This is a genomic window from Myxococcales bacterium (assembly GCA_016717005.1).
Classification (GTDB): domain Bacteria; phylum Myxococcota_A; class Polyangia; order Haliangiales; family Haliangiaceae; genus UBA2376.
Map to the genome: position 1 here is coordinate 186,385 of JADJUF010000049.1, position 13,317 is coordinate 199,701.

General features: G+C 74.0%; 12 protein-coding genes. 6 read left to right on the forward strand and 6 right to left on the reverse strand.

All coding sequences use genetic code 11. The features are described from left to right. The first annotated feature begins 5 nt into the window (after positions 1-5). Complete coding sequence (locus IPL61_39975) at positions 6-650, forward strand: DUF2807 domain-containing protein (protein MBK9037358.1); 645 nt, start codon at positions 6-8, stop codon at positions 648-650. Positions 651-843: 193 nt separating this feature from the next. Here the strand turns inward: IPL61_39975 and IPL61_39980 are convergent, their stop codons facing one another. Further along, positions 844-1,890, reverse strand: coding sequence for a hypothetical protein (locus tag IPL61_39980; GenBank protein MBK9037359.1), 1,047 nt, complete (start codon positions 1,888-1,890; stop codon positions 844-846). Between the two features lie 128 nt (positions 1,891-2,018). On the opposite strand from IPL61_39980, the gene IPL61_39985 reads away from it, so the two are divergent. From IPL61_39985 to IPL61_39995, 3 genes are all read left to right on the forward strand, one after another. Beyond that, positions 2,019-3,686 carry a Re/Si-specific NAD(P)(+) transhydrogenase subunit alpha gene (locus tag IPL61_39985; protein ID MBK9037360.1) on the forward strand — a complete coding sequence of 556 codons (1,668 nt, stop codon included), beginning with the start codon at positions 2,019-2,021 and terminating at the stop codon, positions 3,684-3,686. Between the two features lie 9 nt (positions 3,687-3,695). Next, positions 3,696-5,084, forward strand: coding sequence for an NAD(P)(+) transhydrogenase (Re/Si-specific) subunit beta (locus tag IPL61_39990; GenBank protein MBK9037361.1), 1,389 nt, complete (start codon positions 3,696-3,698; stop codon positions 5,082-5,084). A gap of 609 nt (positions 5,085-5,693) precedes the next feature. Further along, positions 5,694-7,175: a proprotein convertase P-domain-containing protein gene (locus IPL61_39995; protein MBK9037362.1), complete on the forward strand. Its 1,482-nt coding sequence runs from the start codon at positions 5,694-5,696 to the stop codon at positions 7,173-7,175. Between the two features lie 12 nt (positions 7,176-7,187). Here IPL61_39995 and IPL61_40000 read toward each other — a convergent pair whose 3' ends face one another. Beyond that, on the reverse strand, positions 7,188-7,643 hold the full coding sequence (locus tag IPL61_40000; protein ID MBK9037363.1) for a peroxiredoxin: 456 nt from the start codon (positions 7,641-7,643) through the stop codon (positions 7,188-7,190). Positions 7,644-7,702: 59 nt separating this feature from the next. Between IPL61_40000 and IPL61_40005 the strand changes: the two genes are divergently transcribed. Beyond that, positions 7,703-9,148, forward strand: coding sequence for an NADH:flavin oxidoreductase (locus tag IPL61_40005; GenBank protein ID MBK9037364.1), 1,446 nt, complete (start codon positions 7,703-7,705; stop codon positions 9,146-9,148). A gap of 15 nt (positions 9,149-9,163) precedes the next feature. Here IPL61_40005 and IPL61_40010 read toward each other — a convergent pair whose 3' ends face one another. From IPL61_40010 to cyaY, 4 genes are all read right to left on the reverse strand, one after another. Next, complete coding sequence (locus IPL61_40010) at positions 9,164-9,679, reverse strand: hypothetical protein (GenBank protein ID MBK9037365.1); 516 nt, start codon at positions 9,677-9,679, stop codon at positions 9,164-9,166. 160 nt (positions 9,680-9,839) lie between these two features. Then, entirely contained in the window at positions 9,840-10,697 is an 858-nt protein-coding gene (locus IPL61_40015) for a hypothetical protein (GenBank protein MBK9037366.1), read from the reverse strand. Positions 10,698-10,708: 11 nt separating this feature from the next. Then, complete coding sequence (locus IPL61_40020; GenBank protein ID MBK9037367.1) at positions 10,709-11,263, reverse strand: hypothetical protein; 555 nt, start codon at positions 11,261-11,263, stop codon at positions 10,709-10,711. Positions 11,264-11,298: 35 nt separating this feature from the next. After that, entirely contained in the window at positions 11,299-11,616 is a 318-nt protein-coding gene (cyaY, locus tag IPL61_40025) for an iron donor protein CyaY (protein ID MBK9037368.1), read from the reverse strand. A 37-nt stretch (positions 11,617-11,653) separates the two neighbouring features. Between cyaY and IPL61_40030 the strand changes: the two genes are divergently transcribed. After that, the gene (locus tag IPL61_40030; protein MBK9037369.1) at positions 11,654-13,114 is read left to right on the forward strand and encodes a serine/threonine protein kinase; all 1,461 of its coding nucleotides are present in this window, start codon (positions 11,654-11,656) and stop codon (positions 13,112-13,114) included. The last annotated feature ends 203 nt before the right edge of the window (positions 13,115-13,317 follow it).

The window sequence follows — 13,317 nt, forward strand, 5'->3', positions numbered from 1 at the left end:
CTGCCATGCGCCATCACCTCGTGCTCCTGGTCCTCGCCTCCGCCGCCAGCGCCTGCGCCGTCGCCGACGCCCACGTCCAGGGCAGCGGCACCGCCAAGACCGAGCCCCGCACCACCGCCGACTTCACCGGGGTCTCGGTCGGCGGCGCGATCACGCTCGACGTCACGCTCGGGCCGACCACCTCGATCACGGTGTCCGCCGACGACAACGTCGTGGGGCTGATCACCACCGACGTCGTCAACGGCCGGCTGGTCGTCGGCCAGCGCGACAGCTACAACTCGAAGCTGCCGGTCCGGGTCACGATCACGACCCCGGCGCTGCGCAGCGTGTCGGTCAGCGGCGCCAGCACCGCGGCGATCCACAAGCTGCGCGGGGTCGCGCTCGCGCTCGACGCCTCGGGCGCCAGCACCGCCGCGCTCGACGGCGAGATCGGGCAGCTCACGCTCGACGTCAGCGGCGCCAGCAAGGTGACCGCGCGCGGGCTGGCCACGACCGACGCCACCGTCGCCGCCTCGGGCGCCAGCCAGGTCGAGGTCGCGGTCGCGCGCGGCCTCACGGTCGACGCGTCGGGCGCCAGCGCGATCGATTACTGGGGCAAGCCCGCGGTGACCAAGGCGACCTCCGGCGTCAGCCACGTCCGCGCGCACTGAGGTTCCGCACCGCGTCGCCCGGCCCCGCGGTGAGGACGCGAGACTCCCGGCGCGTGGACCGATCCTCGACCGAGTTACGCCGCGCGCACTGATCAGCGGGTGAGCGCGGCGACCGCGCGCCGCCGCGATCGGGGCCACGACGCGAGACTCCCGGCGCGCGGACCGGCGCTCGACCGACCTACGCGCGCACCGTTCAGCGCGTGAGCGCCGCGACCGCGCGCGCCGCCGCGACCGGCGTGAGCGCCTCGGCCAGCGCCAGCGCGACCCGGGCCAGGCCGTGGGGCGCGAGGTGGTGCCAGAGCCCGACGTGCAGGACGATCCGGTCGCCGCGGTCGGCGGCCGCGGCGAGCCCCGCGTCGCCCCAGACGATCGGCACGTCGGCGACCGCGGCTGGGGTCAACGGCGCGGGCAGCGCCGCGGCGCAGAGCTCGAGCAGCGCGGCCTGCAGCGCTGGCGGGAGCGCCTGCCCGGCCGGATCACCGTCGGCGGGCGGCAGCTGGGTGCGCGCGCGGACGGCGCCGTCGACGCCGAACCGCCCGACCTCGCCCCAGGCGCGGTCGCCGAACCACAGGGCCGCGGCCCAGCCGTCGTCGACGGCGACCAGCCGGCGCACGCCGGCGCCGCGCTCGAAGCCGATCCCGTCGATGATCACCCGCTCGAGGCCGTCGCGCAGCTGCGCGATCACGCCGGGCCCGCGGGCGACCCGCTCGTGCGGCGCCGGCGCGAAGTCGATCGCGATCGGCGCCAGCGCGCCGCCGTGCCAGCGGGCCGCCGCGTCGGCGGTGAACGTGGCCTCGTCGCCGTCGGCGCGGAGGCTGTGGCCCAGCGACGCCCACAGCGCCGCGGTCGGGTACGGGCCGGCGTAGCGCAGCGCGGCGACGCCGGCGGCCGCCGCCAGCCGGGCCAGCACGTCGAGGAGCATCGTGCCGGTGCCGGCCGGCAGCGCGCCCGGCCGATCGATCGCCGGGATCGCGGTCGGCCGCGCCCACGCCAGCGCGCTGAGGTGCGCGCACGGCGTCGCGTCGACGTGGAGCGCGTGGGCCGGCCCCAGGACCGGGTGGTCGACGATGGCGCCGTCGAGCGCGAGCGCGCGCGGCCCGAACCCGGCGACGCGCATCGCGACCAGGCGATCGTCGGCCCAGCGCAGCTCGGCCTGCGGCGCGCCGTCGGCCCCGTGGCGGGCGACCAGCCGACCGTCGCGCCACGTCAGCGTCGTGCCGTGGGCCAGGGTCTCGATCACGGCGCATGCTACCGCACCAGCGGTCGCAGCCACCGTCGCTGCCACCGGTCGCGGATCCCTCGGGCGGCCGGAGCGCAAGACCCGCCGCCGCCATCCTCAGGGGTCGCCCCGACAACGGCGACGACATGATGCCGCAACCCGGCGGTGGCCCTTGCGCGCCTACCCGCCCCCGGGGCAAGGTCCGCCCGATCATGAAGCTAGGCATCGTCAAGGAGATCCGCCCCGACGAGCGCCGGGTCGCTGCCGCCCCGTCGACCGTAGGTCGCTGGATCAAGGCGGGCTGGGAGGTGGTGGTCGAGGCAGGAGCGGGCACCACAGCGAGCTTTCCCGACGATCTCTACCGCGCCGCTGGCGCAACCATCGCCGAGACCGCCGCCGAGGTCTGGACCTCAGCCGACGTGGTCTGCAAGGTCCGCCCCCCGGGGGACCGCGCCGACGGCACCAGCGAGATCGACTCGGTCCGCGCCGGCCAGGTGCTGATCTCGTTCATCTACCCGGCCCAGAACCCCGACCTGGTCAAGCGGCTCGCGGAGCGCAAGGCCACGGTCCTGGCGATGGACTGCATCCCGCGCATCAGCCGCGCCCAGAAGGTCGACGCGCTGTCGTCGATGGCCAACATCTCCGGCTACCGCTCGGTGATCGAGGCCGCCCAGAAGTTCGGCTCGTTCTTCACCGGCCAGATCACCGCGGCCGGCAAGGTCGCGCCGGCCAAGGTGCTGGTGATCGGCGCCGGCGTCGCGGGCCTGTCCGCGCTCGGCACCGCCAAGGGCCTGGGCGCGATCGTCCGCGCCTTCGACGTGCGCCCCAGCGTCGCCGACCAGGTGAAGTCGATGGGCGCCGAGTTCCTGACCGTCGAGATCGCCGAGTCGGGCGAGGGTCAGGGCGGCTACGCCAAGGAGATGAGCAAGGAGTTCATCGACGCCGAGATGGCGCTGTTCCGCAAGCAGGCGGCCGAGGTGAACATCGTCATCACGACGGCGCTCATCCCCGGCAGGCCGGCGCCCAAGCTGTGGCTGACCGACATGGTCGAGGCCATGAAGCCGGGCTCGGTCGTCGTCGACCTCGCGGCCGAGGCCGGCGGCAACTGCGAGCAGACCAAGCCGGGCGAGGCGGTCGAGCACAAGGGCGTCACGATCATCGGCTACACCGACCTGCCCAGCCGCATGGCCAACGTCGCCAGCGAGCTCTACGGCACCAACCTGTGGCACCTGCTCGACGAGCTCGGCGGCGTCGCCAAGTGGAAGGTCGATCACGGCAACGACATCGTCCGCGGCGCGCTCGTGCTCGACGCCGGCGAGGTCACCTGGCCGCCGCCCAAGCCCGCGGCCCCGCCGACCCCGGCCGCGCCGCCGCCGGCCCCGCCGGTCAAGCACGAGCCGGTCAAGGGCCACGGCCACGGCCACGGCGCCAAGCCGGCCCAGCCGATGCCCCCGGCGTTCCTGCTGGCGATCCTGACGTTGTTCGCCGCCGCGTTCCTCGGCATGCGCTTCGGCATGTCGCAGACCGACGTGGCGCCATCGACCTTCGCGCTGGTGCAGCACCTGACCGTGTTCGTGCTGGCGGTGTTCGTCGGCTGGCAGGTCGTCTGGAACGTGACCCCGGCGCTGCACACCCCGCTGATGAGCGTGACCAACGCCGTCAGCGGCATCATCGTCGTCGGCGGCCTGCTCGCCACCGGCTCCGGCGAGCTGACCACCTCGAGCGTCGTCGCCATCGCGGCGGTGCTGTTCGCAACCATCAACATCGCCGGCGGGTTCTGGGTCACCCGCCGCATGCTCGCGATGTTCCGGAAGTAGGAGCCCGCCATGGAAGCGATCTACACGCCACCCATCGCGCTGGCCTTCCTCGTCGCCGCGGCGCTGTTCATCCTGGCGCTGCGCGGCCTGTCCAACCAGGAGTCGGCCAAGCGCGGCAACCTGTTCGGCATCGTCGGCATGGCGATCGCCATCGTCGCGACGCTGTTCATCCCCGAGTTCAAGATCCACCCGCTGGTCGTGGTCGCGATCGCCGGCGGCGCCGCGGTCGGCGCGTTCCTGGCGGTGCGCGTCGGCATGACCCAGATGCCCGAGCTGGTGGCGCTCCTGCACAGCTTCGTCGGCGTGGCCGCGGTGCTGGTCGGCTTCGCGCTGCAGCTGGCCGGCGGCCACACCGACCTCACCCACAAGATCGAGGTCTACCTCGACGTCATCATCGGCGCGATCACGATCACCGGCTCGATCCTGGCGTTCCTCAAGCTGCGCGGCTCGGTGTCGGGCAAGCCGATGCTCCTGCCGGCGCGCCACCTGCTCAACCTCAGCATGCTCACGGCGATCATCGTGTTCGGCGTGCTCTACGGCAGGGACGGCCAGACCTGGGCCCTGGCCGGCGGCGCCGCGGTCGCGTGCGTGCTCGGCGTGCACCTGGTCGCGGCCATCGGCGGCGCCGACATGCCGGTCGTCGTGTCGATGCTCAACAGCTACTCCGGGTGGACCGCGGCCGCGGCCGGCTTCATGCTCGGCAACGATCTGCTGATCGTCACCGGCGCGCTGGTCGGCAGCTCGGGCGCGATCCTCTCGTACATCATGTGCCGGGCGATGAACCGGTCGATCTGGAACGTCATCTTCGGCGGGTTCGGCGCCGCGCCGCCCAAGGCCGCCGCCGGGGCCGCGGCCCAGCCGGCCGGCGAGGTGCTGGAGATCGACCAGGCCGGCCTGACCGATCGCCTGCTCGACGCCAAGCACGTCGTGATCGTGCCGGGCTACGGCATGGCGGTGGCCCGCGCCCAGCACGCGGTCCGCGAGCTGACCGAGATCCTGCGCGCCAAGGACGTCGAGGTCCGGTTCGCGATCCACCCGGTGGCGGGGCGCCTGCCCGGCCACATGAACGTGCTCCTGGCCGAGGCCTCGGTGCCGTACGACATCGTCCTCGAGATGGACGAGATCAACGGCGACCTGCCCTCGACCGACGTCGTCATCGTGATCGGCGCCAACGACATCGTCAACCCCGGCGCCGAGGACGATCCGGCCTCGCCGATCTACGGCATGCCGGTGCTGCAGGTGTGGAAGTCCAAGCTCGTCGTCGTCAACAAGCGCTCGCGCGCGGCCGGCTACGCCGGCGTCGACAACCCGCTGTTCTACAAGCCGGTGACCCGCATGCTGTTCGGCGACGCCAAGAGCGCCATCGAGAAGCTGGTCACCGAGCTGCGCACGCGCTGACCCGCGGACAAGCGTCGTCGGCAGGACCCCGTCGATCAAGGGCGGCGCGGGCCGCTGACACGGCGCATTCCGGCTCCGGCTCCGACTCCGGCTCCGGCGCCCGCTCCGGGTCCGGCTCCGGCTCCGGCTCCGGCTCCGGCTCCGGCTCCGGGTCCGGCTCCGGCTCCGACTCCGGTTCCGACTCCGGCTCCGGTTCCGACTCCGGCTCCGGCTCCGGTTCCGGTTCCGGTTCCGGTTCCGGTTCCGGCTCCGGCTCCGACTCCGGTTCCGCCTCCGGTTCCGGCTCCGGCTCCGGTTCCGGTTCCGACTCCGGCTCCGGCTCCGGTCCGGCTCCGGTTCCGGTTCCGGTTCCGGTTCCGACTCCGGCTCCGACTCCGCTTCCGGCTCCGGCTCCGGTTCCGGTTCCGGTTCCGGTTCCGACTCCGGCTCGCGATCGCCGCGCTGCAAACGCCCGTGGGCACCTGGGACCGTTCGTGGGGAGTCGCGTCCCTGGCCACGCCATCGGCCGGCCGACCGCGCCGCCACCGCCGTGCCGCCACCGTGCCGGCCGCTCGTTCCGCACGGTTACGCACGGTCGCGGGTGGCACGGATCGCGCTAATCCGGGGGCCATGCGCCGCTCCCTCCTGGTCCTCGCCCTCGCGACCCTGCCGCTCGCCGCCTGCGCGGGGGATCCGCCGGGCTCGCCCTACGACGACGACTTCGCGGTCTCCAGCGCCGACCCGCTGCTCGATGGCGCGCCCGACAACGGCTCGCTGCCCGACGAGAACAAGGCCGACGCGATCTACCCGGCCCAGTTCTTCGACCTCGTCGCCGATCAGTCGCCGGTCAAGAGCCAGGGCAGCCGCGGCGTGTGCTCGATCTTCGCGACCACCGCGCTGATGGAGAACCTGTACATCAAGGCCGGCATGCGCGACGCCGACTTCTCCGAGCAGTACATGCAGTGGTCGGCCAAGGAGCAGGTGCGGAGCTTCCGCACCACCGAGGGCTCGAACGCCTCGTCGAACCTCCAGGCCGCCAGCGACTACGGCATCGTCCTCGAGCAGTTCTGGCGCTACCAGTCGTCGCCGTGGAACAGCAGCAACGACCCGGGCTGCACCGGCGGCGAGGACCTGCCGGTCCAGTGCTACACCAACGGCGCCCCGCCCCAGGACGCGGTCGAGGCGCAGAAGTTCAAGCTGCCGCGCGGCCGCTACCTCAACACCAACTCGATCAAGGCCCACCTGACCAGCAAGAAGTCGGGCGTCGTCGTCGGCATGACGTTCTTCTACCAGAGCTGGAACCACCGCCGCTCGGCGCTGCCGGTCTCGAGCGCCTACTGGCGCGAGGGCATCGTGCTGGCGCCCAACGCCCAGGACCGCGTCGAGTCGCTCAAGAAGCGCGCCGGCCACGCGATCCTGATCGTCGGCTGGGACGACGACAAGGAGGTCGCGATCGTCGACGAGGCCGGCGAGATCGTGAAGGACGCCGACGGCAACCCGGTCACCGAGAAGGGCTTCTGGATCTTCAAGAACTCGTGGGGCACCGGCAGCTTCGGCGTCGCCAACCCGCACGGCGACGGCTACGGCTACCTGTCGATGAAGTACGTCAGCGAGTTCGGCACCGCGTACGTCTCCGACGTGCCGACGGTGACCACCGCCGAGATCTGCGACAACGGCACCGACGACGACCACGACGGCCAGACCGACTGCGACGACAGCCAGTGCGCGACCGCGCCGGCGTGCCAGGCCCAGCCGACCGAGCACGTCTACAGCGCGACCCCGGGCGTGGCCATCCCCGACAACGACCCGATCGGCGTCGCCAGCACCCTCGCGGTGACCGACGCCGGCACCGTCGGCACGGCCAAGGTCACCGTCTCGATCGACCACACCTACCGCGGCGACCTGCGCGTGGTGCTCCGCCACGACGGCCGCGAGGTCCTGGTCCACGACCGCACCGGCGGCTACGAGGACGACCTCGACCTGACCATCGACGCGCCCGCGCTCGCCGGCGCCGCCCTGGCCGGCGACTGGACGCTGACGGTCAGCGACAACGCCCGCGCCGACACCGGCACGCTGACCAGCTGGTCGGTCGCGGTCGTCACCGCGCCCTGACGCGGCGACGGGTCAGGCCGGGGCGAGTTGCTTGACCACCGCGAGCGCCTCGGCGATGTGTCGCCGGGCCTGGAGCTGCGAGTCGAAGCGCATGCGCACGATCCCGCCGCGATCGATCACGAACGTCACGCGCCCGGCGAACAGCCCCAGGCTCTTCTTCACGCCCAGCGCGCGCGCGGCCGCGCCGCCGGGGTCGGTCAGCAGCGTGAACGGCAGCCGGTGGTGCTGCTTGAAGCTGGCGTGGGAGCCGGCGTCGTCGGCCGAGACCCCGACCACGTCGGCGCCAGCGTCGACGAAGTCCTGGTACTGATCGCGGAACGCGCACGCCTGGGCGGTGCAGCCCGGCGTCTCGTCCTTGGGATAGAAGTAGAGCACCACCGCCCGCGCGCCGATCAGATCGCGCAGGTGGATCGGGCCCTCGGGCCCGGTGAAGGTGACGTCGGGGACCTTCGAGCCGACCTCGGACATGCGGCACCGTAGCAGACCCGGGGCGGGGTCCGCCGCCGCGCGTGGTATCAACGCGGGCGATGTGGCAGCCGCCCGAGCGTCGCAAGCACGCGCTGCCGCTGGCGGCGGTGCCGACCCCGGCCGAGGCCGCCGCCGCGCGCTGGTTCCAGCCGATCGCGCTCGGGCCGCGCACCGCGCGCACGCGCACCTGGGTGCCGGCGATGGTGCCGTGGCGCGCGACCGCGACCGGCGAGGTCACGCCCGAGGTCATCGCCTGGTACCAGCGGTTCGCCGCCGGCCGCCCCGGCGTGCTCGTGGTCGAGGCCACCGGCATCCGCGACGTGCCGTCGGGCCCGCTCCTGCGCATCGGCGACGATCGGTTCGTGGCCGGGCTCCGCGCGCTGGCCGACGCGGTCCGCGTCGCGTCGGACGGCCACACCCTGCTGCTGATCCAGCTGCTCGACTTCCTCGCGATCCGGCGGCGCCCGCCGCGCGACGTGTACCTGGCGCGGCACCTGGTGCTCACCGACCGCCATCGGGCCGCGGTCGCCGGGGCCGCGGCGCCCGACGACGACGCGGCGGTCCGCGCGGCCCTGGCCGCCCTGCCCGACCCGGCCCTGATCGAGCTCCTGACCGAGCGCGAGCGCGAGGATCTCGAGCGCGGCTACCGCGAGCGCGTCACCGACACCCACCTCCCCCACATCGCGGCGCTGCCGCAGGTGTTGCCGCCGCTGTTCGCGGACGCCGCGCGCCGGGCCGAGGCCGCCGGCTTCGACGGCGTCGAGCTGCACTTCGCCCACGCCTACACGATGGCGTCGTTCCTGTCGGCGCGGAACACCCGCGCCGATGGCTACGGCGGCGACCGCGCCGGCCGGGCCCGGCTGCCGCTCGAGGTGATCGCCGCGACCCGGGCCGCGGTCGCGCCCACGACCGTGGTCGGGTGCCGGCTGCTCGGCGACGAGCTGATCGATGGCGGCGGCACGCTCGACGACGCCGTCGACTACGCGGCGCGGTTCGCCCAGGCCGGGCTCGACTTCGTGTCGGTGTCGGCCGGCGGCAAGTTCGAGGACGCGCGCCAGCCCAAGGTCGGCGCCGCCGCCTACCCGTACACCGGCCCGTCGGGCTACGGCTGCATGCCGACGATCTACAGCGACGCGCGCGGCCCGTTCGGGCGCAACCTGCCGCTGGCGCGCGCGGTGCGCGCGGCGATCCGCGCCGCCGGGCGCGCGACGCCGGTGGTCGGCGCCGGTGGCATCGCCTCGTTCGACCAGGCCGAGGCCGCGCTCGCGGCCGGCGACTGCGACGTGGTCGCGTCGGCGCGCCAGACCCTGGCCGACCCCGACTGGTTCGCCAAGCTGGCGCGCGGCGACGGCGCGACCGTGCGCCGCTGCGAGTTCACGAACTACTGCGAGGCCCTCGACCAGCGCCACCAGCCGGTGACGTGCAAGCTGTGGGACCGGCTCGACCTCGACGCGCCCGGCGTCGCCACGACCGCCGACGGCAAGCGCCGGCTGATCGCGCCGTGAGCCCGGCGACGCGACTCAGCCCCCGAACTGCAGGCCGAGCGCGACGGAGCGCAGGCTGGCGTCCCCAGCCGTGACGCCCATCTCGGTGCCGGCGTACAGCAGATCGGCCCAGTGCACGTCGATGAACAGGTGCACACCGGCCCCGCCGACCAGCAGCCCGAGCCCGTAGGCCAGGCCGACGCCCGACGACAGCTCGCCGGCTGCGCTGTCGTAGAGGAGCGCGCGCATCGGCCCGCCGTGGACAAACGCCGCGACCGGACCGCGCCGCACGGGCACGAGGCGCAGCTCCATGCCGACGTCGGCCGCCAGCCACGGATCGTCGGCCAGCGACAGGTCGTGTCCGTGCGCGACGATCTCGACCCCGGCCGATCGGGTGCCGAACCCGAAGGCGAGCGAACCGGTCGCCTGACCTGCGGTCGGCATGCCGGTCTGGACCGGCCCGCTGGGGCGCGCGCGCAGATCGTAGCTGAGCGCGGTGTAGGAGTGCGCGCACCCGCCCGCGAGCGCGGCCACGACGACCAGTCGACGCATGCGGATCAGGTCGACCGCCGGCGCCGGTTGTTGAGGCCCTGATCCCAGGGCGCGCCTGGGTCGATCCCGCTGGGCACGGCCGCTGGCGCGAGGCCGCGGCGCCGCGGCGCCAGTTGACCGGAAGGGATCGTCGCGGGTTCAGGCGCACCGGGTCGGGGCGCTACTCGACGACGGTGATCTTCGCCAGCCCGCGCAGCTCGCCGGTCATCTCCCACGTGCTGCCGCGCTTGCCGTAGCGCCGGAACCGCAGCTGCCCGCCGCGGTTGAGCTTCATGTACAGCACCGTCGCCGCCCGATCGAAGTCGGCGCCCTCGAGCCGCAGGCCCGCGCCCTCGCTGTCGAGCAGGCCGATCACCTTGGCGTCGGCGAGGCCGGCGGCGGCGAGCACGTCGACCAGGCTCCAGCCCGGGGTCTGGGTGTCGCCGGTGGGCGCGGTGATCGTCGGCAGGCTCGCGAGCTTGTCGCCGGTGAACGTCGCGTCGCCCTTGGGCGTCGAGATCGCGATCACCAGATCGGCGGTCGCGGTCGGGCGCTCGCCCTCGCCGTCGTGGCGGTTGCCATCGCTGTCGCCGCCGCCGTGGCCGTGGTCGCTCGCGGCGAGCTCGGCGGCGATGGCGCCGCGGTCGTCCTTGGTCTTGATGATGATCTTGGCGACGCGCTCGACCGGGGCGTCGAGCGCGCCGGCCCGCGCCAGGCCGAACCGCACGCCGTCCGCACCCGCGGCCAGGGCCGGCGGGGTCCCGGCGTGCTCGCGCTCGGGCGCCATGATCGTCGTGGCCTTGCCGGTCGCGTCGATCGCGATGACCGCGAGCCAGGCCTCGGGCGCCGGCGCGCCGGGCGCCAGCTCCATCAGCGGGCGCGGCGTCGTCGACAGCATCGCCTCCGTCGCGACCTGGCGATCGTCGAGGAAGATCGCCACCGGCAGCGCCTTGGGCGGGGCGCTGGGCGGCGCGGCCTTCTTGCAGGCCCCCAGGGCCACCAGAGCGATCAGGACGACGACGCGGGCGCGGGCGGACATCGCCCTCGAGCCTACTCGATCCAGCGCACGACCGAGAGCCGCGCGGCCTCGTCCCGCGCCTCGTGCGGCACCCGCGCGCGCAGCGCCCGCGGCCCCTGCCACAGCACCTGGCCGCCGCGCCAGGTCACCCACGCCGCCACGGCGGCGACCTCGTCGGTGGTGGCGTCGGCGAACAGATCGATCCGGACCTCGGGCAGCTCGGTGGCGCGATCGGCCAGGAGCCCGCGCCGGTCGCTCGGCTGCAGCGGCGCGACGCTGGCGATCGGCGGGCGCGTCGCCAGGGCCGCCAGCGCCGGCGCGTCGAGCCGGACGACGTAGCCGTCGGCGCCGACCAGATCGTCGGTGGCGCCGAAGCGGGCGGCCTCGGCGGCGCGCTCCTCCGCGCTGCCCCGCACCCGCACCACGTAGGCGCCGCGGTCCTCGGGCGCGTAGCGCTCGATCGCCTCGGGGTACGACCACAGCGCGATCGGCGCGCCGGCCGGGGTCAGCCGCGCCCACGGATCGGGGGCCGGCACCACGGACCGCGGCGACGAGCCGCAGGCGGCGCCGATGACAAGCGCGAGCACGAGCGCGAGCGCGCCGCGTGAACCCCGCGCGCCGCTCACAGCGTGACGTCGACCCCGGCCCGCTCCCGCAGCAGCCGCGTCACGGTCGCGCGCAGCTCGTCGCCGGTGCGCGCCGCCAGCCACCGGCCGTCGTCGAGGGGATCGAAGTGCCAGGCGGTGGCCACGGCCGCCATCCAGATCTGGCCGGCGGCGCGGTGGCTGTTGATCACGACCCGGGTCCCGTCGCGGAGGTCCAGCCGCAGGACGCCGGCGCTGGTCGAGACCTCGACCAGATCGGGGTCGAGTTCCCCGAGCTGCTCCTCGAGGTAGGTCAGCTCGGCGTGCGCGCGGGAGTCGAAGCCGGAGTCGTCCACCCCGATCGTGTAGCACTTTTCGGATACACTGCGCGGGATGGGGGACGGATCCAACGCGGTCGACGACGTCGACGACGCTGACGACGGCGGCCACGAGACCCTGCTGCCGTCGATCACGCTCAGCATCCTGAGCCGCGGCGACAGCAGCCCGCAACACCTGCTCGACCCTGGCGCGCTGGGCCTGGCGGCGCCGGTCGCCGCGCTCACCGCGGCCCCCAGCGACACCACCGAGCGGATCCGAGGCGCCCGCGTGGGCGACGTCATCGGCGGGCGCTACGCCGTCGAGGCCCAGCTCGGCCGCGGCGGCATGGGCCGGGTGCTGCGCGCCCGCCACCAGGCGCTGGGCAAGGCGTTCGCGCTCAAGCTCATCAAGACGCCGATCGCGATGGACCCGCGCATCCGCGAGATGTTCTACCGCGAGGCCCGCCTGGCCTCGGCGTGCAGCCACGACAACATCTGCTCGATCGTCGACTTCGGCGAGGATCCGCAGTTCGGCCTGTTCATGGTCATGGAGCTGCTCGACGGGCAGACCATGCACTCGAAGCTGCGCCAGGGCGGCCGGCTGGCGCCGAAGGTCGCGTGCGACGTGATGTGGCAGGTGTGCGAGGCGCTGCGGTACATCCACGGCCGCGCGATCATCCACGGCGACATCAAGACCGAGAACATCTTCCTGGTGCGCGGCGCCGCGCAGCGCCGGGTCGCGAAGCTGCTCGACTTCGGGCTGTCGCGCCCCGATCGCGCCAGCGCCGGCGGCCAGGTCGACGGCACGCCCGAGTACCTCGCGCCCGAGCGCATCAGCGGTGGCCCCGCGACCGTCGCGTCGGACATCTACGCGCTCGGGATCGTGCTGTTCGAGCTGCTGACCGCGCGGCTGCCGTTCAGCGGCACGCTCGACGAGGTCTTCGAGCACCAGCTCAAGGACACGATCCCGGCGCCCTCGACCCTGGTCGACGGCGAGGCGCTCGACGAGCGCGCCGACGAGATCGTCGCCAAGGCCACCGCCAAGAACCCGCTCGAGCGCCACGCCGACGTGGCCGGGTTCATGTACGAGCTGCGCACGCTGATGAACATGCTCGGCATGGAGACCCAGCGCCGCCGCGCCGGCAACACCGACGCCACCCGCGAGCGCCGCGAGGCCGACCACCGGACCAAGGCCGCGTACGAGGTGTTCATCGCGGCGCCGATCCCGATGGCGGCGGTCGACGTGACCGGCAAGGTCCGCATCGCCAACCAGGCCTTCCTCGAGTTCCTCGGCTGCGCCGGCGACGTCGGCGGTATCGACCTGCGCGACTCCGGCATGCTCGAGGTCTACCCGACGCTGCTCCGGGACCTCGCCGCCGCGATCGCCCGCCGGGCCACGGTCAAGCGCGTCATCTACCTGTCCGAGGGCGGCGGCGCCACCGTCGAGGTCGCCGTGCTGATCACCCCGGCCGCCACCAGCGCCGAGGTCACCGCCGGCGAGCTGCACCTGGCGCTGCACCCGCTCCGGCACGTCTGACCGCGCGCCCCCACGGCGGACCGCGCGCCCCCGCGGCTGCCCGCGCGCCCGCGCTTCTGCGAAGGACATCCACGCGTGTGCCAGGCCGGCCGGAGCCCGCGCGGTCGAGCACCCGCCGCAGCTCGCGCTCCGCCTCCGGGCGGCGTGGCACCTCGACAACTTCGTGATCGCTCGCCAGGAGCGCATCGATGGCTCGGCCGGCA

Excerpts from the sequence above, each read along its gene's own strand:
- IPL61_39995 (MBK9037362.1), top strand. The coding sequence starts at position 5,694 with ATGCGCCGCTCCCTCCTGGTCCTCGCCCTCGCGACCCTGCCGCTCGCC.
- IPL61_39985 (MBK9037360.1), top strand. The coding sequence starts at position 2,019 with ATGCCGCAACCCGGCGGTGGCCCTTGCGCGCCTACCCGCCCCCGGGGC.
- IPL61_40030 (MBK9037369.1), top strand. The coding sequence starts at position 11,654 with ATGGGGGACGGATCCAACGCGGTCGACGACGTCGACGACGCTGACGAC.
- IPL61_39990 (MBK9037361.1), top strand. The coding sequence starts at position 3,696 with ATGGAAGCGATCTACACGCCACCCATCGCGCTGGCCTTCCTCGTCGCC.
- IPL61_40005 (MBK9037364.1), top strand. The coding sequence starts at position 7,703 with ATGTGGCAGCCGCCCGAGCGTCGCAAGCACGCGCTGCCGCTGGCGGCG.
- IPL61_39975 (MBK9037358.1), top strand. The coding sequence starts at position 6 with ATGCGCCATCACCTCGTGCTCCTGGTCCTCGCCTCCGCCGCCAGCGCC.
- IPL61_40000 (MBK9037363.1), bottom strand. The coding sequence starts at position 7,643 with ATGTCCGAGGTCGGCTCGAAGGTCCCCGACGTCACCTTCACCGGGCCC.
- IPL61_40010 (MBK9037365.1), bottom strand. The coding sequence starts at position 9,679 with ATGCGTCGACTGGTCGTCGTGGCCGCGCTCGCGGGCGGGTGCGCGCAC.
- IPL61_40015 (MBK9037366.1), bottom strand. The coding sequence starts at position 10,697 with ATGTCCGCCCGCGCCCGCGTCGTCGTCCTGATCGCTCTGGTGGCCCTG.